The organism is Desulfobacula phenolica (assembly GCF_900105645.1).
GTDB classification, from domain to species: Bacteria; Desulfobacterota; Desulfobacteria; order Desulfobacterales; family Desulfobacteraceae; genus Desulfobacula; species Desulfobacula toluolica.
Genome location: NZ_FNLL01000010.1, coordinates 62,676 through 89,356, shown reverse-complemented (window position 1 = coordinate 89,356; position 26,681 = coordinate 62,676). Strand labels below are relative to the sequence as shown.

The window sequence follows — 26,681 nt, the reverse complement described above, 5'->3', positions numbered from 1 at the left end:
GCTGATATTTTGATCAAGCACTTTTTTCCTGCTATATGCCAACCGGTTTCCATACCCCTTTGTCACACCAGATTCTTGAAAACCATGATCCTGCCGGCAATACTTTTTCTGATAAATCGGATGTGTCAATTTTACAATCATTATGACACTCAGTATCCCAGGGTTCCAGAATCACAGGACCGTTTGAAGACTGCACAAGACGGGGTGAAACAGGCTCGCCCCAGGAACGGGTTTGAATCTCCTGTTTGAGGTCATCAAGATTCTTGAATTTTAACAACTGGGTCAATGTTACGACTGTTGGCGGACTCAATGGAATTTGAGCTTCAAGATTTTTTTCAAGTGCGATTTTAGGCGTAACCCAGATGCCGTGTTTGGTTTCCATATTATCAGGTATGCAGATTTGGTTTTCAGGCATAAAAGCAATGAAAAACCGGGTATCAAATCTTTTTTTCATTAATTCGGGTGTAATCCAGTGTGACCATTTTCCAAGACTTGAAAAGGACAAGGTCCAGTTTTCATCCATCATTTTTGTTCGGAACCAGGATTTTGGAAGCCCTTTTTTTAATCTAAACTTACAGATATCTTCAATATCTTTTTGAGTCTTATTATTGACGGATGCAATAAAAACACCGGCTTCTTCAAGGGTTTCCCTGATGGCGGCGACACTGAATCCAAGAGCATCTTCATTTGAAAACAAATGCCCTCCAAGTTGTTTTTCAATTTGATCGGGAACCATATCTATGTGAGGGGACCAGGAATCAAAACCATTGTCTTCCGGGTCTACCACTCCGCCGGGGAAAACATATAATCCACCCATAAATCCTGATTTTGTACTTCTTCTTAAAAGATAAACCTCAAGCTCTTGATTGTTTTCTCTTACAAGAATTACAGTGGATGCTTTTCTTAACGGTGGCGGTGCAGTTTTTTTATCAGTCATTTTATTTCCTGTTTACAGTTATTTTTTAAACCGAACAGAGTATATCGACCCATATTATCAAGTGTCAATGGTTAAGCGCGATATTTTTCAATCCCGGCCTTGACATCCGCACAAAAAGTGATATCAGGAACCATTGAGCATGTCTGTCCCGAGAAAAATATTTTGGTAAAACAGTTGATATGGATTCGGTATCAACCGGTATTTTCAATATTGTATTCAGTGGAGCAAAATGACAAATGAAACAAACAGATATTCAAGAACTGATTGATGCAAAATTAAAATCTCTTGCCAACTGCATAGCAGAAGATGAGGCAAAAAAAATATTTACCGTATTTGATATCCCGGTTGTGAAAGAACAGCGGGAAACAGATCTGCCACGGATACTGGATGCTTGCAAAAAAACAGGATTTCCAGTGGTGTTAAAAGGCATTGGAAAAACCATTCTGCACAAAACAGAATCAGGCCTTGTGCGCGTCGGACTGAACACGGAAGAACAAGTTATTGATGCGGTCAAAGAGATGAAACTTTCTGCCCAAGAGACTATAGATGCCTTCTTGATCCAGCCTGTGATATCCGGCAAAAGAGAATTTGTAGCAGGCATGTTCAAAGATCCCCAGTTTGGACCGGTCATTGTGTTTGGCCTGGGCGGGATATATACCGAGGCATTAAAGGATATTGTCTTTAAAATTGCGCCGTTAAATGATGCGGATATGGAAGACATGTTTGAACAAATATCTTCAAAAAAACTTTTAAATGCTTTCAGGGGTGAAAAAGCCGTTAACAAACAGACTCTTAAAAAAATCCTCAAGGGATTATCAGATATGTCCATAGCCTACCCGAATATCAAAGAGATGGATATCAATCCTCTGATCATACAGCCGGACGGGTCTCCTGTTGCCGTGGACGGATTGATTGTGCTGGAAGAGATCAGAAAGAAAAAACACAAGGTCTGTGACATTGATTTAAATGTATTGGGGTCCTGTTTTTATCCAAAGTCCATAGTTTTTATCGGGGCATCAGCCACTCCGGGAAAATGGGGGCATATGCTGCTGACCAACACCTTGTCCCGAGACTATAAAGGAGAGGTTTATTTTGTGAATCCCAAAGGCGGAAAAATAATCGGTCGGCATGTGTATAAATCAGTGATGGAAATTGAAGCGGATATTGAGCTGGCTGTTGTGACCATCCCGGCAAATAAAGTGATAGACCTGATACCGGATTTGAAAAAGAAACATGTCAAAGGAATCTTGTTAATTACTTCAGGGTTCAGGGAAGTAGGAGCCGCCGGGATAATCTTGGAAGAACAACTGGTGAGAGCGGCCCATGATGCAGGAATATTGATTCTTGGACCCAACACAATGGGGATATGCAATCCCCATATGGATTTTTATTGTTGTGCCGCCCATGCTTACCCTCTGCCGGGTTCCACCGCTCTTGTCTGCCAGTCGGGAAACATGGGTATCCAGCTTTTGGCCTTTGCAGAGCAGCAGGATATCGGAATCCGTGCATTTTCAGGGTCGGGCAATGAGGCCATGGCCACTATCGAAGATTATATGGAGGCCTTTGAAATTGACGATCTGACAAGAACAGTTGTGCTTTATATTGAGAGTGTAAAGGACGGTTCACGGTTTTTTAAAAGCGCGGCAAGGGTATCCCGGCAAAAGCCTGTGGTCGTACTCAAGGGCGGCAAAACAAAAACAGGTGAAAAAGCAGCATCCAGCCACACCGGGGCCATGGCGTCAGACATAAAAGTTTTTGACGCGGCATGCAGACAGTCAGGAATTATCCAGGTGAATCAACCCATTGAACTTCTGGATCTGTCTGCCGTGTTTTCATCTTTGCCTCTGCCCCGTGGAAACCGGGTGGCCATCATGACCCTTGGAGGCGGCTGGGGCGTTATCACGGCAGATTTGTGTGCGGAACAAGGGCTTGAGGTTCCGGAATTATCACAGGATATCATTAAACGGCTCAACAAGATTCTGCCATCCTTCTGGAGCCACGCAAATCCTGTTGATATTGTGGGAGAAAGTGATCCTGATATTCCCAGAACCTGTATGGAAGAAATGCTCAAATGGGACGGGTGTGATGCGCTCATTCACCTGGGTATTCATGGAAAACGGGTGCATGCCAACAATATGATTGACTCGGTGTGCAAAGCAGATCCTGACTTTGATAAAGCCCTGGCACAATCAATTAAAAATGACTTACTGCAGGTTGAAGATGCCTATACAAAGCATGTAATTAAATTAACGCAAAAATATGGAAAACCAATTCTGGGGGTGAGTCTTTTGACAGATGAAATCAGCAGAACCCTTTACAGGCTTGACGGATATGAGTATAAAAGTGTGTTTTTCCCTTCTCCTGAAAGAGCGGTAAAGGCACTTTGGGGAATGTGCAGGTATAATGACTGGCGATGTGCCCACTTACAGCCCTGACGCATGCTTTTTTTTAGATGAGCATGTTAACATATTTGACACCCGCGGTTGTTTTTTTTTTAAATACCCTGTATTTTAAGCATTTAACCTCAAGCGCAGAAAAGAATCCATGAAATTTGAAACATACCATATATCCTCAGCCATAAAGAGAAATTTGTCCGATCTCGGATTTAAACGCCCTACAGATATCCAGTACAAAGCCATTCCTTCCATCATGAAAGGAGAAGATGTACTGGCAATTGCCCAGACCGGCACCGGAAAAACAGCGGCATTTGCCATTCCCATAATTGACAACATCCACAGGGCAAAAAGCTCCAGGCGATCCTGGGGAATCAAATGCATTATCATGGTGCCCACAAGAGAACTGGCCGCCCAGATCGGCAATGTATTTGACGAACTTTCAAAACACACCAAGGTAAAAGCATATGCCGTTTACGGCGGGGTTGAGCAGGACCCCCAGATCAAAAAGCTTGGCAATGGAATAGACGTGCTTGTGGCAACGCCAGGACGCATGTTTGACTTGATCAGCCAGGGAGCGATCAGCCTGAAACATGTTAACACGCTTGTCCTTGATGAAGCAGACCAGATGCTGGACCTTGGATTTATAAAGGATATCAGCGCAGTCAAAAAAAAGCTTATTCAGCGCCACCAGACCCTGTTTTTTTCCGCCACCATTAATAAAGAGATAAAAAAACTTGCCTTTTCCCAGGTAAAATCGTCTGCCATCCGAATTCAAATTTCCCCGGATGATCCGGTCTCTAAAAATGTATCCCATTTTGTTATATTTGTTGAAATGGATGATAAACGGTTTTTCTTGCGAAGATTTGTTCATGACAATCCAAAAACTAAAATCATTGTTTTTGTCAGAACCAGAGTCAGGGCCGAAAGGGTGGCCAAAGCCCTTGAAAGGGACAATATAACATCTGCAACCCTTCACGGAGAAAAAGACCAGAAAGACAGAACCAGTGTAATGAACCTGTTCAAGCAGGGCGGCATAAACATCCTGATCGCCACGGATGTCAGTGCCAGGGGCATTGATATCCCCGATGTTAAGTATGTCATCAACTATGACCTTCCTGAAAAAAGTGAAAATTATGTCCACAGGGTGGGAAGAACCGGCAGAGGCGTTAAAAAAGGCATTGCCATCTCCTTTTGCAGCACGGAAGAAAAAGAGCGCCTGGATGCCATTCAGCAGTTTTTAAGCAAACCAATAGAAACCATTTCCATGGGCAAAAAAGATTATGCCGAAACACTCAAAGTCTCCAGAGAAAGACAAAGCATCAAGGAGTTGATCGCGGAACAAGAAGAGTGGGAAAAAAACAAGAAAAAACGAAAGAAAAAATAAAAAAATTCTTGTGATCTTAAAATTTGGCAATAATTTTTCCGGTACACGAAGCATCATAACCTGGAAGACAGCTTAATTCGTTTCGAAAACTGCTCTTTTGCATCGTATCAAGGGCTGTTTTAACACCTGTGTGGATCAAAAAATCATGGGGTATGACAAGATCACATCTGACCCGGGTGATGGGAACAAAGTCAAGATCAAAGGCGGTGGCAACAGCACGCAGACCAAGCGCAACATCACAAATTCCATGTATTATTTTCAGGGCACCCTGGGAATGAGTGTTAACAATATCATTATAATCATGAATTGCGGAAAATGGGATATTTGACTTTAAAAGACAATCATCCAGAAGAGTTCTGAGTGCGGCGCCCTTTTCCCTGTTTACAAAACAGATCCCATCTTGTGCAAGGTCACTTGGTTTTCTGATATTAAGGGGATTGCCCCTGGCAACCATCAACCCTTCTTCAAAAAAAGCAAAGGCCACAAGAAGACCTTTAAAATTTTTCAATCCTTTACGGATAAATTCCTGATTGCCGTCAATGGAACCTGTGTCATGCATGTGAATTCCTGCAATATGCGTATACCCGTCAGCCAATTGACAAATGGATTTTTTACTTGATGCAAAGCGGCAATGAAGAGCTGCATCAGTACGGTTTTTATGAACGTGGTGTCCAAGGATTGAAAAAGCAGGGTCACACCCCAGCAGCAGTGCTGTGTTTTCCAGCTGTTCATTGGATTTTAAAATCATCACCCTGTTGTTGCCGGGCTCCAGAAGGCCGTCGGCTGCCTTCATTTCCTCCATAATGGAATTTTTACCGGAAAGAGAATAAGCATAAAGCTTGTCGCGTATCTTTGCAATACTGACCCGGGGGTCGGTTATGGTCTGCTCATCAACCAGGGCAACGGGTTGATGTTCCTGGAGTTTTTCATAAAAAATATCTTCCACACTGGTATCCAGAACCCTTGCAAGCCTAAGTGCCACAGATGTGTTGGGCAAATATCGGCCCGCTTCCATATCATATATGGCCTGTCTTTTCAGTCCCACAAGATCTGCCAGTTGTGTCTGTGTAAATTTTTTTTTATTTCGAATTTCTTTTAACCTGCAGATAATATCCGGGGATTTGACTGATTTCATGTTTTTATCCTGAATTTTTTGATTCCTGATTTTTTTTGATTCCTTAGCTTTTATGTTTAATTGCTTGCTGTTATGGCTGATAAAATTGATTTTTTTCAGGCTGTTATCCTGTTCTTCCCAAACCAGACTCAATATACCACAATATATATATTAAAAAAATAAAAATGAAATGTAGTTTTAAATTATATCTTGACGTGTGCAGACATGATTATTATAAAGAAGCTTTTAACAACCGCCATGGGCAGACTTGATTTTTCGTTCAGGTTCACCCACGGCAAATATTGAAAGTCTCTGTGTGAATTTTTCAAGACTTTCACATAAAACATTAGAACGTTTTTTTTAAATTTCATAACATTGAAGGATGGTATAAAAATGATTTTTTCAAAACCGGCCAACAAAAATTTTCCCGCTATTTTTCTTTTGATAATGATTATCAGCCTTGGATTTTTTCATCCGGCAACTGCCAAAGAATCAAACAAAATTCTGGTTTTTGCAGCAGCATCAACCACCAATGCCGTTGATGAAATAGGGCAGTTGTTTTCCCAAAAAGAATACGGCAGGTTTGTGCCGTCATTTGCATCGTCCTCAACCCTTGCAAAGCAAATCGCTTCAGGTGCTCCGGCAAATGTTTATATCTCTGCAAATCCCAAATGGATGACATTTCTTGATGATAAACACCTGATTGAAAAGGGAACACGCCGGGATCTGCTTGGCAACAGGATTGTTTTGATTGCACCTGCGGCAAGCAACATAAAAATTGATATTCATCCTGGTTTTGATCTTTTGCCGATAATAGGCACAGAAAAATTAGCCATGGGTGACCCGGATCATGTTCCTGCCGGCATTTATGGCAAACAGGCTCTAATGAATCTTGGAGTGTGGGATAAAATTGCCCCGAAAGTTGTGAGAGCAAAGGATGTTCGCACGGCCCTTGTGTTTGTTGAACGTCAGGAGGTCCCCCTGGGAATAGTCTATGCCACTGATGCTGCAATAACAGACAAGGTTAAAGTCGCGGGGATTTTTCCTGAAAACTCCCATCCGCCTGTGACTTACCAGGCCGCAATTGTAAAGGGCAATGATACCAAAACCGCCCGGGCATTTTACAACTTTATGGAATCTTCTGAAGCAAAAGCAATTTTTAATAAATATGGATTTTTTGTCAAATAATGTCCTTTTTAAAACTGACACCCTTTGAAATAGAGGCTTTGCTGCTGAGTCTCAAGGTCTCTTTCTGGGCTGTGTTTATTTCTTTTGGTCCCGGTATCGCTGCTGCATGGCTGCTTGCCAAAAAAAAATTTCCAGGAAAAGCCCTGTTTGACAGTTTGATTCATATTCCCCTTGTTCTTCCCCCTGTGGTAACCGGATATTTTCTCCTTGTCTGCATGGGCCGCAAAGGAGTTCTGGGTGAGGCACTCTTTAACCTTACGGGGATCAGCTTTGCCTTTAACTGGAAAGGGGCTGCCCTTGCATCTGCTGTGATGGCCTTTCCCTTGTTTGTCCGGGCGGTGAGACTCTCAATGGAAGGCATTGATGCCGGCCTTGAAGATGCAGCCCAAACACTTGGCGCAGGCAAAATAAAAATTTTTTTCACCATCACCCTTCCATTGATCGTTCCGGGAATTTTAACCGGCATGATCCTGGCCTTTGCAAGAAGTTTAAGTGAATTCGGTGCAACCATCACCTTTGTATCAAACATACCTGGTGAGACCCGCACCCTGCCACTGGCTTTGTATACCATGACCCAGATGCCGGATGGAGACTCAGGTGCCATGAGGCTGTGTATCATTTCCGTTGTAACGGCATTTTTTGCCCTCATGGCATCAGATTATCTGTCACAAAAACTATCCAAAATAGTTAAAGGAGATTAGTCAACCCATGATTGACATCAATCTTGCAAAACAATACAAAGAGTTTGAAATCAAGGTCAGGTATTCATGCCCGGATATCGGTATTACAGCACTCTTAGGACGATCAGGCTCCGGCAAGACTTCGGTTATCAATATGATAGCCGGGTTAACCAGGCCTGACAACGGGCACATTATTATAAATGACCGATGTGTCTACGATTCCGGCAAAAAAATTCATATTGCACCTGAAAAAAGACGGTTCGGGTATGTTTTCCAGGAAGGAAGACTTTTTCCGCATTTGTCCGTGATGTCCAACCTGACCTATGGGATGAAATTAGTGCCTGTGGATGAGCGATATATAGAGATTGACCAGGTGGTTGACCTGTTAGACCTTTCAAGCCTTCTCAACCGCAGGCCCGCAAAATTATCCGGGGGTGAAAAGCAGCGGGTGGCAATGGGCAGAGCCCTTCTGACAAGCCCTTATCTCCTGCTCATGGATGAACCTTTAGCCTCGCTTGATGAAGCAAGAAAAAACGAAGTGCTTCCGTTTATCAAAAGACTTTCAACCAATTTGTCCATACCGGTTCTGTATGTAACCCACAGCATGGATGAAATCTTAATGATTGCCAAAAAAATTCTTGTGTTAAGCCATGGCAGCCTCAAGGCCGCCGGAAAAACCAGGGATATTTTAAGTATGGATTATTTCCAGGAAATAACAGGGGCAATGGCCTTGAAAAATTAACGATACAATTTATTTGATTGTGTCGCTTGATTGTATCGTTAATTTTATCTGCCGTTAAATGGAAATTTCCTCTTTGAGCATGCAGCAGGCAATCTTATGTTCAGGATCACCTGATTCATTATATGCAAGGTTCTGGGGCTGGATCATTTTGTTCATGACACAGCCTTCGGGAATGGTAAGATCAAACAAATCTTTTTCATTGATTTTTGGTGTGGCAAGCAATTTGTTATGTTTGATTTCATAAGAATGCAAAGGAAAATCTTCGCAGATGGGGCATTGGTATACCCTGCCGTTGGGAAAGACAAAATAATTATCCGCCACATGACCGGCGCATTGAAAAGTTTCATCCTCATCAAGAAACACCTTTGGATAGGTCACAATAATACCCTGGGCCGCGATTGTTTCCGCCACCCCGGGAATAATGTTCAGCCAGGTTTCTTTTGAGACCTGAAGCTTTCCATCCGTTTTTGAGGATTTGCCCCTGATGCCGATCACCTGGATAAAAAAGCGGTCAATGTCCAGTCCCCTGACAATATCCGGCATAAGCTCAAGTTCATGAATATTTTGATCCGACACTGTATATATCATGGAGCATGAAAAATTTCTGGCCCGTGCTTTTTGAATACCCTCCATAACCTTATCATAGGTTCCTTCTCCCCGAATGGCGTCATTGGTCTGTTTTGTGGCACCATCCAGAGAAAACGACAGAAAATCAATATCGTCGCAGCAAATTTTATCCAGGATATCATGGAACAGGTATCCGTTGGTATCAATGGTAATGGATTTAAATCCAAGGCCTTTTGCCGATTTGACAGCCAGATGAAGATCCGGGTGAAGAGTAGGTTCGCCCCCTAAGAAAATAATATTGGTCTGGGCGGCTTTTTTTGAAAAAAGCGCCAGCCAGTCCCTGATGGTATCAATCTCAAGGGTGTTGTCCCCGTGCTGTTCCCTGTTGATATAACAATGTGTACAAGACAGGTTGCACCTGGTCAGGATATGAAAGAAAAGGTTGGAAGAATCTTTTGAAAATGCCACGGTTTGTTTTTGCATATTATCTACCCCATACACTGCTTGGTAAAATTCGGATCAAAGGCAACCGGGTAGTTTCCGTCAAAACAGGCTTTGCAAAAATTTTGCTCCGGGTTTTTCACCCCGGATGCTTCCAGCATGCCCTCAATGGAAAGGTAGTGCAGAGAATCAAGACCCAGGTAGTCCCGAAGTTCTTCCACGGATTTTTGGGCGGCAATCAATTCTCCTTTGGAAGAAAAATCAATGCCGTAATAACAGGGAAATTTATGAGGAGGACAGGAGATGCGCATATGAACCTTTTTTACCCCAAGCTCCCGCAGTGCTTTAACCCGGGTCTTTGCAGTGGTGCCGCGAATAATGGAATCTTCAATAATAATAATATCCTTGCCTTTGATCAATTCCCTGACCGGGTTGAGTTTCACCCGGACGGCAAAATCCCGCATGGACTGGGTGGGCTGGATAAAACTTCGCCCCACATAATGGTTGCGAATCATGCCCATTTCAAAGGGAATGCCCGATTCTTTTGCATACCCTATAGCCGCGTAATTGCCCGAATCCGGGAACGGCATGACAAGATCGGCCTCTACAGGTGCTTCCTGGGCCAGCCGCCTGCCGTGGGCTTTTCTCATCTCATAGACATTTTTTCCGTCAATAGTGGAGTCGGGTCTGGCAAAATAAATATATTCAAAGATGCACAAAGATTTATGCTCGGCAGCCTTGGGATGTCTGATGCTTCTGATACCGTCTTCATTAATGATGACAATTTCTCCGGGATCAAGCTCCCGGATGAATTCGGCCTGGATCAAATCAAAGGCACAGGTCTCTGAGGCCAACACATAATGGCCGTTGAGTTTTCCAAGGGCCAGGGGCCTGAATCCGTTGGGGTCTTTTATGCCGATGATTTCACCCTTGCAGGTTAAAAGGACCATGGAATAGGCCCCTTCAATTTTTGAAACCGCCTTTAAAATCGCACTCTCATAATCCCCTTTGATCAGGTTCTTGATAAACAGGTGCAAAAAAACCTCAGAATCCATGGTGGTCTGGAAGATAGACCCCTGCTCTTCCAGTTCTTCTTTAAGAATATGGGCATTCACCAGGTTCCCGTTATGTGCCACGGCATAGGATCTGTGCCTGTGGTTTGCCACAAAGGGCTGGGCATTGGTCAATACTGAATCCCCTGTGGTGGAATACCGGACATGGCCTATGGCAGAGCCGCCTTCAATTCTTTCCAGATCCTCCATGTTGAATATTTCAGGCACAAGGCCCATGCCCTTATGAGAAAAAATCGCATCATCAACCCCCCGGTTAACTGAGATGCCTGCACTCTCCTGCCCCCTGTGCTGCAGGGCATACAGGCCGAAATAGGTTATTTTGGCCGCTTCGGGATGTTTATACAACCCGAATACTCCACATTCATCTTTGGGTCTTTCTTGTTTTATCATTAAATCATGCATGCTTGTTTTCCAGGTGATAATCTTGAATGGGCTTGACAGACAGGCCTTCTTTTTTCAGGGCCTCAATGGCACTGCAAATGGCCTTAGTTCCGTCCGTTGTCGTGGCATAAGGAATCTTATACTTGATGGCGGCCCGCCTGATTTCATATCCGTCCTGTTTGGTCTGGCTGGATGCACCGGTGTTTAAAATCAACTGAATTTCATTATTTTTAACGGCATCCACAACATGGGGACGGCCTGCCGATACTTTTTTGATCAGCTTTGCGGGAACATTGTTCTCTTCAAGAAAGCTTGACGTTCCCCTTGTGGCCATGATGGTGAATCCCATTTCATGAAAACTTCTGGCAACCGGCAGGGCCGCAGCCTTATCCTTGTCCTGAACACTGATAAAAACCGTGCCTTCAGTGGGAAGCTTTTGTCCTGCTGCAAGCTGGGCTTTGGCAACGGCAGCACCCAGATCTTTGTCAATCCCCATCACTTCACCCGTGGATTTCATTTCAGGCCCAAGCACCGGATCAACATTGTCAAACCGATCAAAAGGCATAACAGCTTCCTTGACACAATAATAGTGAGGAATCACTTCTTTGGTAATGCCCAGTTCATCAAGGGTTTTTCCCAGCATGACTTTTGTGGCAAGCTTGGCCAGAGGAACGCCAATGGCTTTGGAGACAAAGGGAATGGTTCGCGAAGCCCTCGGGTTGACCTCAATAATATAGACCGTGTCATTCATAATACCGAACTGGATGTTCATCAGGCCCCTGACATTGAGTTCTTTGGCAATGGCCCGCGCAGCATCTGCCATTTCATCAATATGGGTTTGGGAAATTGAATAGGGCGGCAGCACACAGGCAGAATCGCCCGAATGAATACCAGCCTCTTCAATATGCTCCATCATGCCGCCGATAACGGTTTTTTCGCCGTCCGAGATCACATCCACATCCAGCTCAAAAGCTTCTTCAAGAAATTTATCAATGAGAACCGGCTTGTCAGGAGACGCCTGGACCGCCAGATCAAAATATTCTTCAAGATCGCTCTCATCATATACAATTTTCATGGCACGGCCGCCCAGAACAAATGAAGGCCTAACCATGACCGGATAACCGATATCCCTTGCCACGCGCTGTGCATCTTCATAGCTGAAGGCAATTCCGTTTTCAGGCTGCCGCAGTCCCAGTTTGTTGAGCATCTCCTGAAAAAGATCCCGGTCTTCGGCCCGGTCAATGCTGTCCGGGCTGGTCCCGATGATTGGAACACCGGCTTTTTGAAGATCCGAAGCAAGATTCAGGGGAGTCTGGCCGCCAAACTGGACAATAACGCCGTATGGTTTTTCCTTTTCAACAATGTGCAGCACGTCTTCACGGGTCAGGGGTTCAAAATAGAGCTTGTCAGAAGTGTCATAGTCAGTGGAAACAGTCTCAGGATTGGAGTTGACCATGATAGACTCCACGCCTTCTTCTCTAAGGGCAAAAGAGGCGTGAACACAACAATAGTCAAATTCAATGCCCTGCCCTATCCGGTTGGGTCCGCCGCCCAGGATAATGACTTTTTTATTGTCAGACACCCTGGCTTCACATTCTGTCTCATAGGTTGAATAATAATAGGGCGTGGCAGCCCTGAATTCTGCGGCACAGGTATCCACAAGTTTGTACACCGGAACGATGCCAAGGTCTTTTCGGGTCTGCTCAATCTGTTTGTCCGTCAGCTTTGTCAGGTATGCCAGCTGCACATCCGAGAACCCGTATTTTTTCGCTTTTTCAAACAAATCCCTGGGAAGGTCTTTGCCGGCAAGCAGAATCTGTTTTTCAAGATCCACGATCTGCTTCATCTGGTTGAGAAACCAGGGGTCAATGCCGGTCATTTCATAGATCATGGTAATGGGCATATCGTGTTCAATGGCATATTTCAGGTAGAACAGACGCTGGGAATTGGGCGTGGACAGCTTGTATTCCAGTTCATTGCCCGCAACACTTCCGGGCAGCGGATCTTTTCCATCTCCGCCAAAACCGGCCCGACCTATTTCAAGGGACCGTATCCCTTTTTGAAGGGCTTCCTTGAATGTTCTGCCAATAGCCATGGTTTCACCCACAGATTTCATGGCAGTGGTCAAAACATCTTCGGTTTCAGGAAATTTCTCAAAAGTCCACCTGGGAATTTTCACCACGCAATAGTCAATGGACGGTTCAAAACAGGCCATGGTTTCTCCGGTGATATCATTGGTAATTTCATCCAGAGTATATCCGACAGCCAGTTTGGCGGCAATTTTCGCAATGGGAAATCCCGTGGCTTTGGAAGCAAGAGCCGAACTTCTGGACACCCTCGGGTTCATCTCCACCACAATAATATCCCCGTTTTCCGGATTAACGGCAAACTGGACATTTGACCCGCCCGTATCCACGCCGATCTCTCTGATAATGGCGATGGAGGCATCCCGAAGCTTCTGGTATTCCTTGTCCGAAAGGGTCTGGGCCGGGGCCACGGTTATGGAATCACCCGTGTGTACACCCATGGCATCCACGTTTTCAATGGAACAGATGATCACCACATTATCGGCATGATCCCTCATCACTTCCAGCTCATACTCTTTCCAGCCAAGAACGGATTCTTCCAGCATCACCTGGGTGATTAGACTTGCGTCAAGGCCGGACTTTGAAAGACTGAGAACCTCTTCCATGTTATAAGCCACCCCTCCGCCGGTTCCGCCAAGAGTAAAACTGGGCCTGACAATGATGGGAAAGCCGATACGCCTGGAAACGGTTTCCACTTCATGCATATTGGTGGCAAAACCGCTTTTGGGGATTCTCAAGCCGATTTTATTCATGGCATCCCGGAACAATTCCCGGTCTTCGGCTTTGTTAATGGCATCTTCGGACGCCCCGATCATCTCCACATTATATTTTTCAAGAACACCTGCTTTGGCAGCTTCAATGGCCGTATTCAAACCGGTCTGGCCGCCCAGGGTTGGCAAAAGGGCGTCGGGCCGTTCCTTTTCAATGACCTTGGCAACGGTTTCAGGTGTGACAGGTTCAATATAGACCCGGTCGGCAGTTTCGGGGTCGGTCATGATGGTGGCAGGGTTTGAATTGATCAGTATGACTTCATACCCTTCCTCTTTCAGGGCTTTGCAGGCCTGGGTGCCGGAGTAATCAAACTCGCAGGCCTGGCTGATAATAATCGGGCCTGCACCAATAATCAGGATTTTTTTAATGTCTTCACGCTTTGGCATCTTCAATCACTTTTGCAAATTGGTTAAAAAGATAGGCTGAATCATGAGGGCCGGGGGATGCTTCTGGATGATATTGTACGGCAAACGCCTTGATGGTGTCATTGCTCAGACCCTCAAGGGAATCTTCATTCAAATTAATATGGGTCATGACGGAATGATCCTTGCCGATTGTCTTTAAATCCACGGCAAAGCCATGATTCTGGGAGGTGATTTCAACCTTGTTGGTGGAAAGATTTTTAACAGGCTGGTTACCCCCTCTGTGACCGAATTTGATCTTCATGGTTTTTCCGCCCATGGCAATGCCTAAAAGCTGCATGCCCAGACAGATTCCAAATATGGGAACAAATCCAAGAAGTGCCTTTATGGTGTCAACAGCATAAGTCACAGGTTCGGGGTCTCCGGGACCATTGGACAGAAAAACACCTTCGGGCCTGAGACTCTTGATGATATCTGCATTAGTCCTGGCAGGAACCACAAGGACTTCACATCCTGCTTTTTCCAGACACCGGATAATATTGTATTTTATGCCGAAATCAAGGGCCACAACACAATGTTTCTTGCCCCTGAACCGCCAGATTAAAGGGTCATTCAATTTATTGGTATCAATATAATCCGGCTGGTTATATTTCCAGAAATAGGGTTTTTTTGTGGTGACTTTTTCCACAAGATCGCTGCCCTGCATGGAAGGTATCTGAACGGCCTTTTGAACCAGGGAAGCTGGATCAAAATCCGAGGTGGAGATAATAGCACGCATGGCCCCGGATTTTCTGATGTGCCTCACCAGGGCCCTTGTGTCCAGATCGTGGATACCCAGCACATGGCCTTTGATCAGATAATCTGCCAGGGTTCCTCTGGATCTGAAATTGCTGGGAAAATCCTGGTATTCTTTTACAATAAATGCCGCCGCCTGAATCCTGTCGGATTCAATATCCTCTGGGCAGACACCGTAATTTCCAATCAACGGATAAGTCATGGTGACCATTTGGCCATGGTAGGAGGGGTCGGTCAGGATTTCCTGGTATCCTGTCATGCTGGTATTGAAAACAACTTCTCCTGTTGCTTCACCAGGTCCGGTAAAACTTCTGCAGGGAAAAATTCTGCCGTCTTCAAGGGCTAATAATGCTTTCATAAAAATTTACACCTGTTAACCTTATGTATTGATATAAATGATCCGGGCCGAACCCGGATCATCGTTGCATCCTGCCTTTGTAAATTCAACCTGTTTAGATAACATAATTTGTGTAATTTTGGCAAGTTAGTTCTTTTCAGGCCGGATATTTGACAGGACAGACATTTGACCGGACATTTGATAAAAAGGGAGCAGCACCTGAAATTTTAAATCGCGTTACACGAAAAAAATATTTGCATCATAGCACAACCATTTACTTTATATCCTGCTGAAGTTCAGACAAAACAATATTGTCATATAAAAATATGCTTAATTCCCAACACGTCATGTATTAAAGGTTTTAACATCGTTATTACTATACTTTAGTGATGGGCCGACCAAAAAGAATACTGAAAAATTGGTGATCTTATATTAAAAATACAAAGATCTTAATTTTTTTCTTGACAAGCGTTAAATGCTTCCTTAAGTAAATAAAGCGTTTTAATGTAAGTCTCTTAGGACGCAAGATTTAATTAATTGCCAAATTGAAACATTAGGCGGCTTGATTAGAGGTATCAAGCCGATTCGTTTCAAGTGTGATTAAATCCGCAAGTCCTTTGAAAAAAGGCCACTTTATAAAAAATAACAATAACTTTATTGGCCTGTCGTTAATTTTACTTTGATATGTGTTTGTTGCGTATCTTTCATTTACTAACTTATGATCTCCCGTATGCATTGGGCTGATTACAGGAAATGGTTGTAAAAATGAAAAAAAAATATCTATCTGTAAGCAGGCAGCAGGATCGCCTCAGCGGGATCATTATCGAGAAAAAAAAAGGCGGCTATTTTGCCGGAGAACCGATTGACCTTTCTTCCCGCGAGGCGCTTGGTTCTACTTGCCGTTCCATAGATGAAATCCATATCAATGATTCTTTCCTGTCCGCCACCTATGTATGGAATAATTTTCCTAAAGTCCCATCCAAACACCTTTCCAACCTTCTTTACCAGGATGCGCTGGAAAAATTCGAATCCCAGGCGGATCCGAACATTGCATTTAAAATTGAGGCGGAAGCGCCTGCCGGGGATGGTAACCAGCAGGCAATCTCCTATATTGCAGTTGAAGATGCAAAAATCCTTGAAATATGGAACTTGTTTAAAGACCATACAAAAAAAATCAAAAGCATCACCTCATTACCGGCAAGCCTTGCCTCAACCGTTGCAGCGTCAGAATCTCCGAACGCAACTTATATTGTCACCTGGATCGGGGATAAAGAATCCGTGATTGTTATTGCAGCGCTTAACGGGTCCGTCAAAATGGCAAGAAATTTTCCGTTCGGCATAAAAGAGGCAGACCTTGACAGCCCGGAAACATTGCAGGCATTTTCCCAGAGAATTGATAAGGAATTGAATCGAACAGTCAATTTTTTCAAACAAAATTTCAGGGAATCCGAACCTAAAAACGTATATATTTTCGGAAATCCGGACATTGAGCGCATTTTCAGAACAAACCCCCTGACGGTTCCGGGAGCCGACTATTTTTTTCAATTAACATCTTCACTGATCAACAATTACACGCCTGACCGTGAGGCTGAACTGTTTCATGTTTTCAGCAGCCTTTTTTCAGATAAACATTTTAATTTTTTGCCAAAATCAATATCTGCACGCAAAAAAGACAAAAAAATTTACTACCCCGTATATGCCGTAATCTTTACCACATGCGTTGTGCTTGCGATATGGAGTTTCCAGCTGCAAGGGCAGATTGATCAAGAAAAAACCAAGGTGACTGAAAAATACAATGTCGCTCTGAATTTACAGAAAAACGTGGAAGAGCTTGAAAACAAAGTCAACAGACTCAAACCTCTCCGGGGATGGAAAACATTTTACGATCAGACGTTTAAAAACAAAGTGGCCTGGGATAAAATCCTTTCCGATCTCGGACGTCAGACCCCTTCAAATATTGTCCTGGATTCTTTACTGATGGTTCCTGATGCCCAAAACAACTGGAAGGGAAATGTTTCCGGGCAGATCCAGGCACCTTCCTGGGAGATCGGGCTTGAAGAGCTGAGAGTGTTTGGTGCAAACATTGACACATCCCCGTATTTTGCGGTGAACAGTGTAAATTACATGCCTCAGACCCTTGATGCAAAAACCAAGTTCTTTACCTTTCAAATGGTACTGGGACTAAAATAAAAGGGATTTATCATGCAAATCAGACACATCAATCTTTTTCTGGGAATATTAGTTATAGCATTATTGATATTTCATTGCAGCAGTCAGCAGGATACGGTTGCCCTCTACCAACAAAAAGAAACCTCTTTTGACAGCCGTATCCGCACCCTGCAATCGCAAAAAACACAGGCAGAGCAAACACTCAAACAGCTTACCGCATCTGCCCTGACCCTGAAGCCCTGGATGGACAGCAGGATGCAATTCGATGATCCCGAGAAAGGATTGGTCAAGTTCCTGGATTTTCTGGCACCCAAGCTGTTAAAAGATGTCAATTCAACAATTGCAATGAACCATCAACGGTCATTTGAAAAAACGCCGATTCCATTGCAGAAAACCGGTTTTCAAATTAATTTTAATTTTTCATATCCCCATGAAGCCGAATCTTTTCTCAATGCATTGCTTTTGCAGCACGACTACCCCTTACGGGTAAATTCAGCCAATTTTAACAAAGGAACAGACAGGCGGGCAAACGGCACCATTTCCCTTGATTTGCTGTTACCGGCAAGTCTTTTAACATTGACCCAGAACGACCTTGAAGAGATGGGGGTGCTATGAACCAAAAACAGCTTGTAATTTTCCTTGTTTTTATTGTGGTTATGATTGCTTCAACCGGATATGCCTATCATTATTTTTTCGGCAGCAAAGCCATGTTGGACATCCCGGAGCTTGAAACAACCAGGATCGCCCAAAACAAACAAACAGCCTTTTCTTCGGATCTTTTTGCCATTACAATGGAAAAAATCAAGTCGGAAAAAGAGCGGCAGGACATGCTTTTGTCGGCTGTTAAACGCAACCCCTTTTTATGGCCTGAAAAATTCGCAGGCATAGCCACCAATGCGGATGCTGCAATTGCAGGTGCGAAAAACACAAGCGCGACTGTTGAAAACGGCCTGTCAGACGCCACCCCGCCAAAACCCGAGGCACCCGAGTTCAGCCTTTCCATGGTTATCGTAGGAGACAAAAAAAACATTGCTCTTGTTAACAATCAGTTTGTATCTGAAGGAAGCAGGATATCAGGCTATGATGTCCTCAAAATATCTCCCAACTCCATCATGCTTGCAAGTGGCGGTGACAGAAAATCTTTAAGCCTGTCGCCTGCAAATACCCCGCTTCAAAAATTGTGTTCAAAAAAACAAGAAAAAAGCACAAGATCCGCAAACAAAGGATCATATGATTATCAGGCTCCGCTCAAAAAAGTACTCAAAGACTATAACATGATGAATGTCGATTCAATTTTAAATCCAAATATGCGTATTAATTGATTAAATATGAGGTGGTATAAGAAATGCTGAAAACTGTTGAAACAAGATCAAAATTGAAACTAAAGCGAAACACAGCCCTTTTTTTCAAAATAGCCATTTCCATAATGCTATCCACTCTTTTTTCCTGTTCCATTGTTCCGGAACCCGCCCCTCCTGTAACAATTGACAAGCCTGTCATACAGAGCAAAAGTCAAAGCCCTGCACAGGAAGCCGTGCAATTTACAGCCGGGGAATTGCCCGCACTGCTGGAATTCTCCCCTGATCCGGTCATGGACGAAACAAGGCCTTTTGACAGCCAGCTGTTTTCTTTTTCCGTGAGAAATACGCCGTTGCGTGATGTTTTCATGGGCCTTGCCAAGCAGGCAAAACTGAACCTTGTTTTGGGTACGAATGTTAACGGAGCGGAATCGGTTTCCGTGGAATTTGACAATCTTCCCCTGCGCCAGGCTTTGGAGGAAATTCTTCAGACCTTTGAGTATTCCTATACAATAAACGGTAATATTCTCAGAATTAAATCCGTGGAAACCCGTGTTATGCATTTTGATTATCCGCTGATTTATTCCACGTCCACTTCATCCGTGGGCGGGGACATGCTTGGTTCTTCCGGCGGAGAAGACGGAGGCAGTGATATAAGCGCTGAATTTACCGTTGAGACCGAAATAGAAGATGATGAAAGCCTTAACGTCTGGAAACAGGTGAAAGGCATGCTGACCCCCAGGCCGGAGCAGGGAAGCCAGGAAGGCGGCAGTGCAGGCACATCAGACGGTGAAATAACAGGCATGCTTTCTGAAATGGGTTCTGCCACGGTGGATTCCGCATCAGGCACAATAGTTGTAACAGACAGACCCGATATTCTGGACAGGGTCGAAAATGTATTGGCACAGATGAACAAATCCCTGAAGCGCCAGGTCATTATCGAAGCCAAAATCATGGAAGTTCAGTTGAACCACGGTCACCAATACGGGGTTGACTGGTCTGCCATCCGTGCCGGCAACACACTTGGACTTGACCTTTCTTCCGGCATGGCCGGCAACCTGAACGCAGGCACCGGCACATTTCAACTGGCCATGACAAATCTTGCAGACAAGTGGACTTATTCGGCAATGATCGATGCCATTGCAACCCAGGGCGATGTGAACACCATCTCCTCTCCGCGCCTCAATGTGATCAACAATCAATCTGCAACCATCAGTATAGGCAGGACCATTCCGTATCTTGATTTTGAAATCCAGACTGTGACTGCCGGAGACACGGTTTCCTATGAAGCGGTCCCAACCGTTCAAAGGGCACAGGCTGGTGTAAGCCTGGGCATTACGCCCCAGATCGGTGAAGACGGTATCATCACCTTGAGTATTGTTCCTGTTGTTACGGATCAAGTAGGCAGTGAAGCTTTTACTTATCAGGGTACAAGCTGGACCGTTCCGGTTCTGGATACCCGGACGGCATCGACAATTATCAGCGCCATGGATGGAGAGACCATTGTACTGGGCGGAATGATTCAGGATGTGACAACAGACAACAGAACCCGTGTTCCCCTTTTAGGCAATCTACCGGTAGTTGGTAATTTCCTGTTCGGCAACCAGAGCAAGGAAAACTCAAAAGTTGAACTTGTGATTTTACTGACTCCGAGAATTGTAAAAAGATAATCATGAGCCTGATTCAAGACTATCTTGATAAAACAAGCCCCGGGACTGAAAAGATCCAGGGTTCCCAGGTGCCTCCCATGCTGTGCCGGGAAAAAAAAGAAAAAACCAGGGCAAGGCGGTATCTTCCCCTGGTGCTGGTTTTTTGCGCGGTTTTATCTGTTTCAGGGTATTCATTAAAAAGGTCGGGTCAGAATCTTGTGGCTGCGCCAGCCCCTGCACAGGTTCCCCAAAAAATACAGGATGATTTGAACGAAAAAAAAACTGGGCAGATAACATCCTTCTCCCGAAAAGATGATGAAACACCATTGATAATAATAGAGCAAAAACAAAATTCACCTGCACCCCATACCAACGAGCAAGTTAGCCAAGAGCAATTTGTTCAAGAGCAACGGGATGATAGGGAACTTAAGCAACTGCGGCGAGAATCCATTCAAGAGCAGACAGCACAAAAACAACCCATACTGAAACAACCGGTCCACCGGTCGGTTCAACAACCGGTCCACAACCCGGTTCAACAACCGGTTACCGTCATGGAACCGGTCGTCATGGAACCGGCTGTCATGAAACCAGCTGTCAGACAACAAAAACCGGCCGGGCAGGCTTTGCTTGCAAAAGCGCAGTCCCGTCCCGATACTGCCCCTGACACTGCAATTGCCAAGCCGGAAAAATCTTCCGTTTCCCGGCAGGCACAGTTTTTTGCACCGAAAAAAGCAGCCCCGGTCAAAAACAATGTATCCGGCCGGATTGATCCTGAAGATTATTTCAATCTTGGCCAGTCAGCCCAGAAAGCCGATAACCTTAATCTGGCAATGGATTTCTACAGAAAAGCCCTGCTGCTTGATCCCAATTATACCCGCGCCCTGCTCAATCTTTCGGCAATCCATATAAAACGGGGAAACACAAAACGGGCCACAGCTATCCTGGAAAAACTGCATGCCAGGGAGCCGGGAAACCCGGATGTCATGTTAAACCTGGGTATTTTGCATATCCGTCAAAAAGAATATGACAAAGCAAAAACCCTGATTGAAAAAAACCTTGAAATCAGGGGTGACAACCCCAAGGCACTGTTCAACCTGGCCTATCTGAACCAGGTTCAAAACCGCCTTGAACCTGCGCTGAATCTGTATAAAAGGAGTTCTGTACTTGATCCGGATAATACCAAAGCCATTCTTGCTGCCGCATCCATACTTGAGCAGCAGAAAAAATTTTCAGACGCGCTGAAGTATTATGCCAAGGCGCTGAACACAGGCATGGCCAGGCAATCGGAAGCTTTTAAACTAAAAATTCAAACCAGAATCAACTTACTTCAAAGAATTCAAATAAATATTGACCAACGAATGGAGAGCAAATCATGAGACAAGTTAAACTGAGCAACCACACTTTTATTTATTTTTCGTTGATATTGATGACTGCCGGTTTTGTTTGCGGTTGCTTGAGTCCCAATATGAACACCCTTAACGGACCTGCAACGCACACCGTGTCAGCAACCAGTGTCACCCACCTGAAAAGCTATTCCGTTACCGGCCAGGTTCTTGATCAAGCCGGCCGGACTGTTCAGGGCTGCATGGTTTTTCTGATCAAAAGAGATGTCAACGTATCCAATAAGGGGCCTGTCAAAAAAACAGTCAAACAGAATCATGTGACAAATACGGACAGTGACGGACAGTATTACCTGACCTTTGAGCCGGGTGACAGTAACGATATCTGGCTGAGCTTTATTGATGACAAGGGTCTGTATGATCCGAGAACAATACGTTTAAATGAAAAAATCGGGGATTCCCTGCTCGAATATCCGGGCGTGAACCCGATTATTGTTAATATCGTATTGGAAAAATAAAAAAAGGGACCAAATCTTATGGCACTCCTTGGTGAAATATTACTCAAAGAAGGCGGGGTCAGTGAACAGCAGCTGGACGTTGCCCTCAGGGAACAAAAACGGACCAAAGAACTCCTGGGCAACGTACTTGTCCGCCTGGGCATTCTTTCGGAAAAAAAGCTGTCCCGGATCATTGCACAAAATTCCGACATTCCATATGTGGACCTGAAGCAGACCCAGATTGACCCTGCCGCAGTGCAGCTGATCGACGGCAAGCTTGCCAGGCAGTTTACCTTTATGCCCCTGTCCCTGGTCAATGACAGCCTGCATGTGGTCATGGACAATCCAAACGATGTCACAGCCGTGGATACAATCATACGGGCCACAGGCCTTGACGTGGACTGTTATGCCTCAGACAGGCTTGACATACTTGATGCCATTGAATTTTATTATGACGTGGGAGCCACCCTTGATGAAGAGATCGACCGGAATGTTTCAGCCGCTTTAAACGGCGGTATGGACGGGGATCTGGTGATTGAGACCCCCATCAGCCGCCTTGTGGATCTTTTTTTAACCAAGGGCCTTCAAAAATCAGCCACTGACATTCATATTTCAGCGGAAAAAAAATCCGTCCGGGTCAGTTACAGGGTGGACGGCATCCTTCAAAGCGACAGCATTCTTCCCAGTCAGCTGCACATCTCCTTGCTCACGCGCATAAAAATAATGACAGGCATGGACATTGCCGAACAGCGCCTTCCCCAGGACGGGGGCATGAGCTTTGAATTTCTGGGAAGAAATGTGGATATCCGTGCGGCAGTCTCCCCGGGGATTCACGGTGAAAATATTGCACTGCGTATCTTGGACAGGGGAAATGTTGCCCTGGAATTCAACCGCCTCGGGCTGAACAAAAACGAACAGGATCTGCTCAACCGCCTGTCACGCCTTCCCTATGGCATGGTTTTGATGGCAGGGCCCACGGGTTCCGGTAAAACCACCACATTGTATTCCATTTTAAAAGGCATCAATGCCCTTGAAAAAAACATCATGACCATTGAAGATCCAGTGGAATACGAACTGCCCGTCATCAAGCAGACCCACCTGAATCCCCAGGTCGGCCTGACCTTTGACAAAGCCATCCGTCATTTTCTGCGAATGGACCCGGATATCCTCCTGGTGGGTGAGATCCGTGATCTTGAAACATCCAGGGCTGCTTTCCAGGCCGCCATGACCGGTCATCTGGTCTTTTCCACCATCCATACAAACAGTGCGGCAGCAACGGTTGCCCGGCTCCTGGATCTGGGGGTCGAGCTTTACTATATCCCCAGCACAGTGCGGGCCATAATTGCCCAGCGCCTCATCCGGCAACTCTGCCGGGTCTGCCGCGAGGAATACATTCCGGACAAAGAAGAACTTGCAAGATATGACCTGACCGACTGGAAAAACGCGGGAAAACCCGTCTTCCGGGCCAAAGGATGTGAAAAATGCAACCATACGGGATACCTGGGACGTTCCGGTATTTTTGAAATCATGGAAATCACACCTGCCATTAACCAGGCGATTTCCAAAAAACTGACGCCGGATGAACTTGAAAAAATTGCACGGTCCAACGGCATGACAACGCTTCGGGAATCAGGATTGGAAAAGGTAAGTCAAGGATTTACCACCCTTGAAGAAATTGCCAGGGTTACCCTGTAACGGTGACTCTGCAAACAGGGAAAAAATAATTATGCCGAATTATTCATATAAAGCATCAGATGCCGCAGGTAGAATTCATACGGGTCTTAAATTTGCCAATAATATTTCAGACTTGCGCAATTACCTGAAACAAACCGGCCATTACCTGCTCGGAGTCCGCCAGGGAGGCGGTTTTGCATTGCTTGAGGCCTTGAAGGAAACCCAGCCCGGCGGCCTCAGCCGCCGGCAGCTGATTGAACTTTGCAACAACATCGGAGTGATGCTGGATGCAGGTGTTCCCCTGGTCACGGCTTTGGAAGAGATCCGTGAAGATGCCGAGTCCAGGTATGTTAAAAAAGTGCTGGGCAGTGTTCTGGACAACCTCAATGACGGGGACACCCTCAAAAATGCCGTTTCAAAGCGTCCGGCGGATTTTTCCAATCTGTTTGTCAATCTTGTGGGAATCGGTGAGGAAACCGGTCATTTGAGTCAAGTATTTTTAAATTGCGCTGAATACTACAAGCGCATAGACCAATTGATCAAAAATGTCAGAAAAGCCATGCTTTACCCGTTTTTTGTTTTGTGCGCCCTGATCTCAACCACCCTGATTTTCTTGACCATGGTGTTTCCGCCCCTGTTTCAGCTGCTCGAAGAGTTCAAGGTGGAACTGCCCATGGTCACCAGAATTGTCATGGGGGTTTCAAACGCACTTAAACTTTATTGGTGGCTTATCCTGGCAGGCCTTATCGTGTTTGCCATCCTGATTGTTGTGTTGAGAAAATACAAACCCACCCGGTACTGGTTTGACTGGGCCGAGCTTCACATCCCTGTTTTAAAAAGGGTTTTCATCCAGGTTCACATGACCTTTTTTCTGCGCTATCTTGCCCTGATGCTGACATCCGGGGTGGATATCCTCAGGGGACTCAAGCTGTCCGGCGAATCTTTAAACAACAGTGTTGTCATGGAAAAAATGGCCGACTGCCGGGAGAGGATCACAGAAGGCTCCACTCTTTCCAATGCGTTTCGGCGCATTGATTTTATTCCCAACATGGTGCTTCGCATGGTGTCCGTGGGAGAAACCTCGGGCCGCCTGCCCGAACAGATGGAGTACATGGCCAACATCTATAATGACGAGCTGGACAGACGCCTTGCCACGGCCCTGGCCATGCTGGAACCCGTTATGGTCGTAACCATGGCAGCCCTGGCCCTGACGCTTATCATGGGCGTTCTGCTACCCCTTTACAACATGGTGTCCACTATTTCCTCGGGCATCGGTGCAGGAGGAATGTAAATGAAATTCAAGCAAAACAGCCAAACCGGATTTACCCTGATTGAGGTCATGGTGGTCGTTTTCATTGTGGGCCTTATCCTTGCCATGGTTTTGCCAAGAGCGATGCGGGCATCCGTGGACACCAAATACCAGCTGGTCCGCCAGGGCGCAACCGAGATTGCCGCCTGGGCCAATGAATGGGCACGGCGGGAAATTACGCTTCAGCCTGAGACAGCTGTCAGCACTTTGAATGATTACATGCAGACTCTGGGAGACAGCGGTTCCGTGGACTGGATTGCCGCAAGTGATAATACCAGCAACTGGCAGGGAACCCCGGAAAAAATACCCACCAGGGGAAGCGCACCGAATGACGTGCCTTCAACCACGGTGAAAGACATCATGCCCCAGGACAAAGTGATAAAAAATCCCTTTAACGGCCTTTACATGTTTTCCGGCAACAACCTGCCATCAGGCACCAATATTTTTCCAGGAGCCCTGGGCTGTGCCTATGTAGCAGATGGTGTATACAATTATTACGCCCTTATTTTTCAGGGTACTGATGCCACAAGCGTGACGGATTTTTATGCCAACATGGGAACTTCGTTGGAGGGTCTTCGGTCCGGAGTGTATATTAACCGGCTTCGTCCTTAATATTAAAGACAGGAAAATATAAATACTAATATTTGTTTATTAACAAGGAGGTGATACCTAAAAAAATTGTTTGTACGGCAAAATGTATTTTAACCATTAAAGAAAAAAAAGAAGGAAGGAAGATTCATGAAACAATTAAGAAACAGTAAAGGTTTTACTCTGATCGAACTCCTGCTGGTGGTTGTCATCATAGGGCTCATGCTTGCGGTGATTGTCCCACGGGCCATGCGTGCCAATGTGGATGCAAAGTACGGTAATGTCCGGCAGATCGGCTCGGAACTGGCCTCCTGGGCCGTTGAATGGGCGGAATCGGAAGTCCAGTCTCAGGATGCATATACTGATGCCAATGCTAGTCCTGCAATTGTGGGATCCACAGCGACTACCGCAGACTACCTGGCGTATCTATGTGGAGACGTTGCTGCTGCTGCTGCTGGCAATACTGCTTGGGTGGCAGATGATACTGCTGCAAATACAAGCTGGGTTAATAATGCTGTTGATATTACCGGACGAATAGTTGATACTGTATCACCTCTACCCCCTTCAATTGCGGCAAAGAATTTTGTGCCGATTGATAAAATACCCAGGAATCCGTTCAACCAGCTCTCCGTGTTTGCAACCGAAAATTATCCTGCTACGGGTGGTCTTCCCGTACCCGGTGCCCTGGCCATGGGATATATAGGGGAAACCGGCAACGCAAATTTTAATTATTATGCTCTCCTCTTCCAGGGAACTGATGCTCAAACATACGATTTGACAGCAGCGACAAAAGGTACAAGAGCCTTTCATGGAAACATGAATCATGACGATCTTGAAGGCCTGAGAAACGGTATTTTTGTGGCTAGATATGCTGATGCTAACTAATTAACCGAGAACAGCAT

21 protein-coding genes are annotated in these 26,681 nt (G+C 45.2%); 15 read left to right on the top strand and 6 right to left on the bottom strand.

All coding sequences use genetic code 11. The features are described from left to right. Positions 1–31: 31 nt before the first annotated feature. Positions 32–937, bottom strand: coding sequence for an NUDIX hydrolase (locus BLT94_RS16140; RefSeq protein WP_092236382.1), 906 nt, complete (start codon positions 935–937; stop codon positions 32–34). A 236-nt stretch (positions 938–1,173) separates the two neighbouring features. Here BLT94_RS16140 and BLT94_RS16135 point away from each other — a divergent pair, with 236 nt between their 5' ends. Together BLT94_RS16135 and BLT94_RS16130 are read left to right on the top strand one after the other, a co-directional pair. Continuing rightward, entirely contained in the window at positions 1,174–3,372 is a 2,199-nt protein-coding gene (locus tag BLT94_RS16135; RefSeq protein WP_092236379.1) for an acetate--CoA ligase family protein, read from the top strand. A 109-nt stretch (positions 3,373–3,481) separates the two neighbouring features. After that, a complete protein-coding gene (locus tag BLT94_RS16130) occupies positions 3,482–4,717 on the top strand; it encodes a DEAD/DEAH box helicase (protein ID WP_092236376.1) in 1,236 nt (411 codons plus the stop codon). A 16-nt stretch (positions 4,718–4,733) separates the two neighbouring features. On the opposite strand, the gene BLT94_RS16125 is transcribed toward BLT94_RS16130, so the two are convergent. After that, on the bottom strand, positions 4,734–5,852 hold the full coding sequence (locus BLT94_RS16125; protein ID WP_092236598.1) for a substrate-binding domain-containing protein: 1,119 nt from the start codon (positions 5,850–5,852) through the stop codon (positions 4,734–4,736). Between the two features lie 372 nt (positions 5,853–6,224). Here BLT94_RS16125 and modA point away from each other — a divergent pair, with 372 nt between their 5' ends. Genes modA through modC form a run of 3 tightly spaced genes read left to right on the top strand, consistent with a single transcriptional unit; the run spans position 6,225 to position 8,441 of the window. Continuing rightward, entirely contained in the window at positions 6,225–7,019 is a 795-nt protein-coding gene (modA, locus tag BLT94_RS16115) for a molybdate ABC transporter substrate-binding protein (protein ID WP_092236370.1), read from the top strand. Further along, positions 7,019–7,720, top strand: a complete 702-nt coding sequence (gene modB / locus BLT94_RS16110; RefSeq protein ID WP_092236367.1) for a molybdate ABC transporter permease subunit — start codon at positions 7,019–7,021, stop codon at positions 7,718–7,720. The genes modA and modB overlap by 1 nt, the downstream gene beginning before the upstream one ends. A gap of 7 nt (positions 7,721–7,727) precedes the next feature. After that, complete coding sequence (gene modC, locus BLT94_RS16105) at positions 7,728–8,441, top strand: molybdenum ABC transporter ATP-binding protein (RefSeq protein WP_014959633.1); 714 nt, start codon at positions 7,728–7,730, stop codon at positions 8,439–8,441. Between the two features lie 54 nt (positions 8,442–8,495). Here the strand turns inward: modC and BLT94_RS16100 are convergent, their stop codons facing one another. From BLT94_RS16100 to carA, 4 genes are read right to left on the bottom strand one after another with little or no spacing between them, the layout of a single operon-like run. Beyond that, positions 8,496–9,491, bottom strand: coding sequence for a radical SAM protein (locus BLT94_RS16100; protein WP_092236364.1), 996 nt, complete (start codon positions 9,489–9,491; stop codon positions 8,496–8,498). A gap of 5 nt (positions 9,492–9,496) precedes the next feature. Beyond that, positions 9,497–10,912, bottom strand: a complete 1,416-nt coding sequence (gene purF / locus BLT94_RS16095; protein WP_014959635.1) for an amidophosphoribosyltransferase — start codon at positions 10,910–10,912, stop codon at positions 9,497–9,499. A gap of 4 nt (positions 10,913–10,916) precedes the next feature. After that, positions 10,917–14,147, bottom strand: a complete 3,231-nt coding sequence (carB, locus tag BLT94_RS16090) for a carbamoyl-phosphate synthase large subunit (protein ID WP_092236362.1) — start codon at positions 14,145–14,147, stop codon at positions 10,917–10,919. Continuing rightward, the gene (carA, locus tag BLT94_RS16085) at positions 14,134–15,276 is read right to left on the bottom strand and encodes a glutamine-hydrolyzing carbamoyl-phosphate synthase small subunit (protein ID WP_092236359.1); all 1,143 of its coding nucleotides are present in this window, start codon (positions 15,274–15,276) and stop codon (positions 14,134–14,136) included. The genes carB and carA overlap by 14 nt, the downstream gene beginning before the upstream one ends. 744 nt (positions 15,277–16,020) lie before the next feature. Here carA and BLT94_RS16080 point away from each other — a divergent pair. From BLT94_RS16080 to BLT94_RS16035, 10 genes are all read left to right on the top strand, one after another. After that, complete coding sequence (locus BLT94_RS16080) at positions 16,021–17,445, top strand: hypothetical protein (protein WP_092236356.1); 1,425 nt, start codon at positions 16,021–16,023, stop codon at positions 17,443–17,445. 12 nt (positions 17,446–17,457) lie between these two features. Further along, the gene (locus tag BLT94_RS16075) at positions 17,458–18,039 is read left to right on the top strand and encodes a hypothetical protein (RefSeq protein ID WP_092236352.1); all 582 of its coding nucleotides are present in this window, start codon (positions 17,458–17,460) and stop codon (positions 18,037–18,039) included. Then, positions 18,036–18,746, top strand: coding sequence for a hypothetical protein (locus tag BLT94_RS16070; protein ID WP_092236349.1), 711 nt, complete (start codon positions 18,036–18,038; stop codon positions 18,744–18,746). Before BLT94_RS16075 ends, BLT94_RS16070 begins: the two co-directional genes overlap by 4 nt. A 23-nt stretch (positions 18,747–18,769) precedes the next feature. Then, positions 18,770–20,392 (top strand): hypothetical protein, encoded by a 1,623-nt coding sequence (locus BLT94_RS16065; protein WP_092236346.1) that lies wholly within the window; start codon positions 18,770–18,772, stop codon positions 20,390–20,392. Between the two features lie 2 nt (positions 20,393–20,394). After that, positions 20,395–21,747 (top strand): tetratricopeptide repeat protein, encoded by a 1,353-nt coding sequence (locus BLT94_RS16060; protein WP_092236343.1) that lies wholly within the window; start codon positions 20,395–20,397, stop codon positions 21,745–21,747. Continuing rightward, complete coding sequence (locus tag BLT94_RS16055; RefSeq protein ID WP_092236340.1) at positions 21,744–22,229, top strand: hypothetical protein; 486 nt, start codon at positions 21,744–21,746, stop codon at positions 22,227–22,229. Before BLT94_RS16060 ends, BLT94_RS16055 begins: the two co-directional genes overlap by 4 nt. Before the next feature lie 18 nt (positions 22,230–22,247). Further along, the gene (locus BLT94_RS16050; RefSeq protein WP_092236337.1) at positions 22,248–23,903 is read left to right on the top strand and encodes a GspE/PulE family protein; all 1,656 of its coding nucleotides are present in this window, start codon (positions 22,248–22,250) and stop codon (positions 23,901–23,903) included. Positions 23,904–23,934: 31 nt separating this feature from the next. Next, positions 23,935–25,173, top strand: coding sequence for a type II secretion system F family protein (locus BLT94_RS16045; protein WP_139169051.1), 1,239 nt, complete (start codon positions 23,935–23,937; stop codon positions 25,171–25,173). Next, positions 25,174–25,803, top strand: coding sequence for a pilus assembly FimT family protein (locus BLT94_RS16040; protein ID WP_092236332.1), 630 nt, complete (start codon positions 25,174–25,176; stop codon positions 25,801–25,803). A gap of 126 nt (positions 25,804–25,929) precedes the next feature. After that, a complete protein-coding gene (locus BLT94_RS16035; protein ID WP_092236329.1) occupies positions 25,930–26,664 on the top strand; it encodes a type II secretion system protein in 735 nt (244 codons plus the stop codon). Positions 26,665–26,681 lie beyond the last annotated feature (17 nt).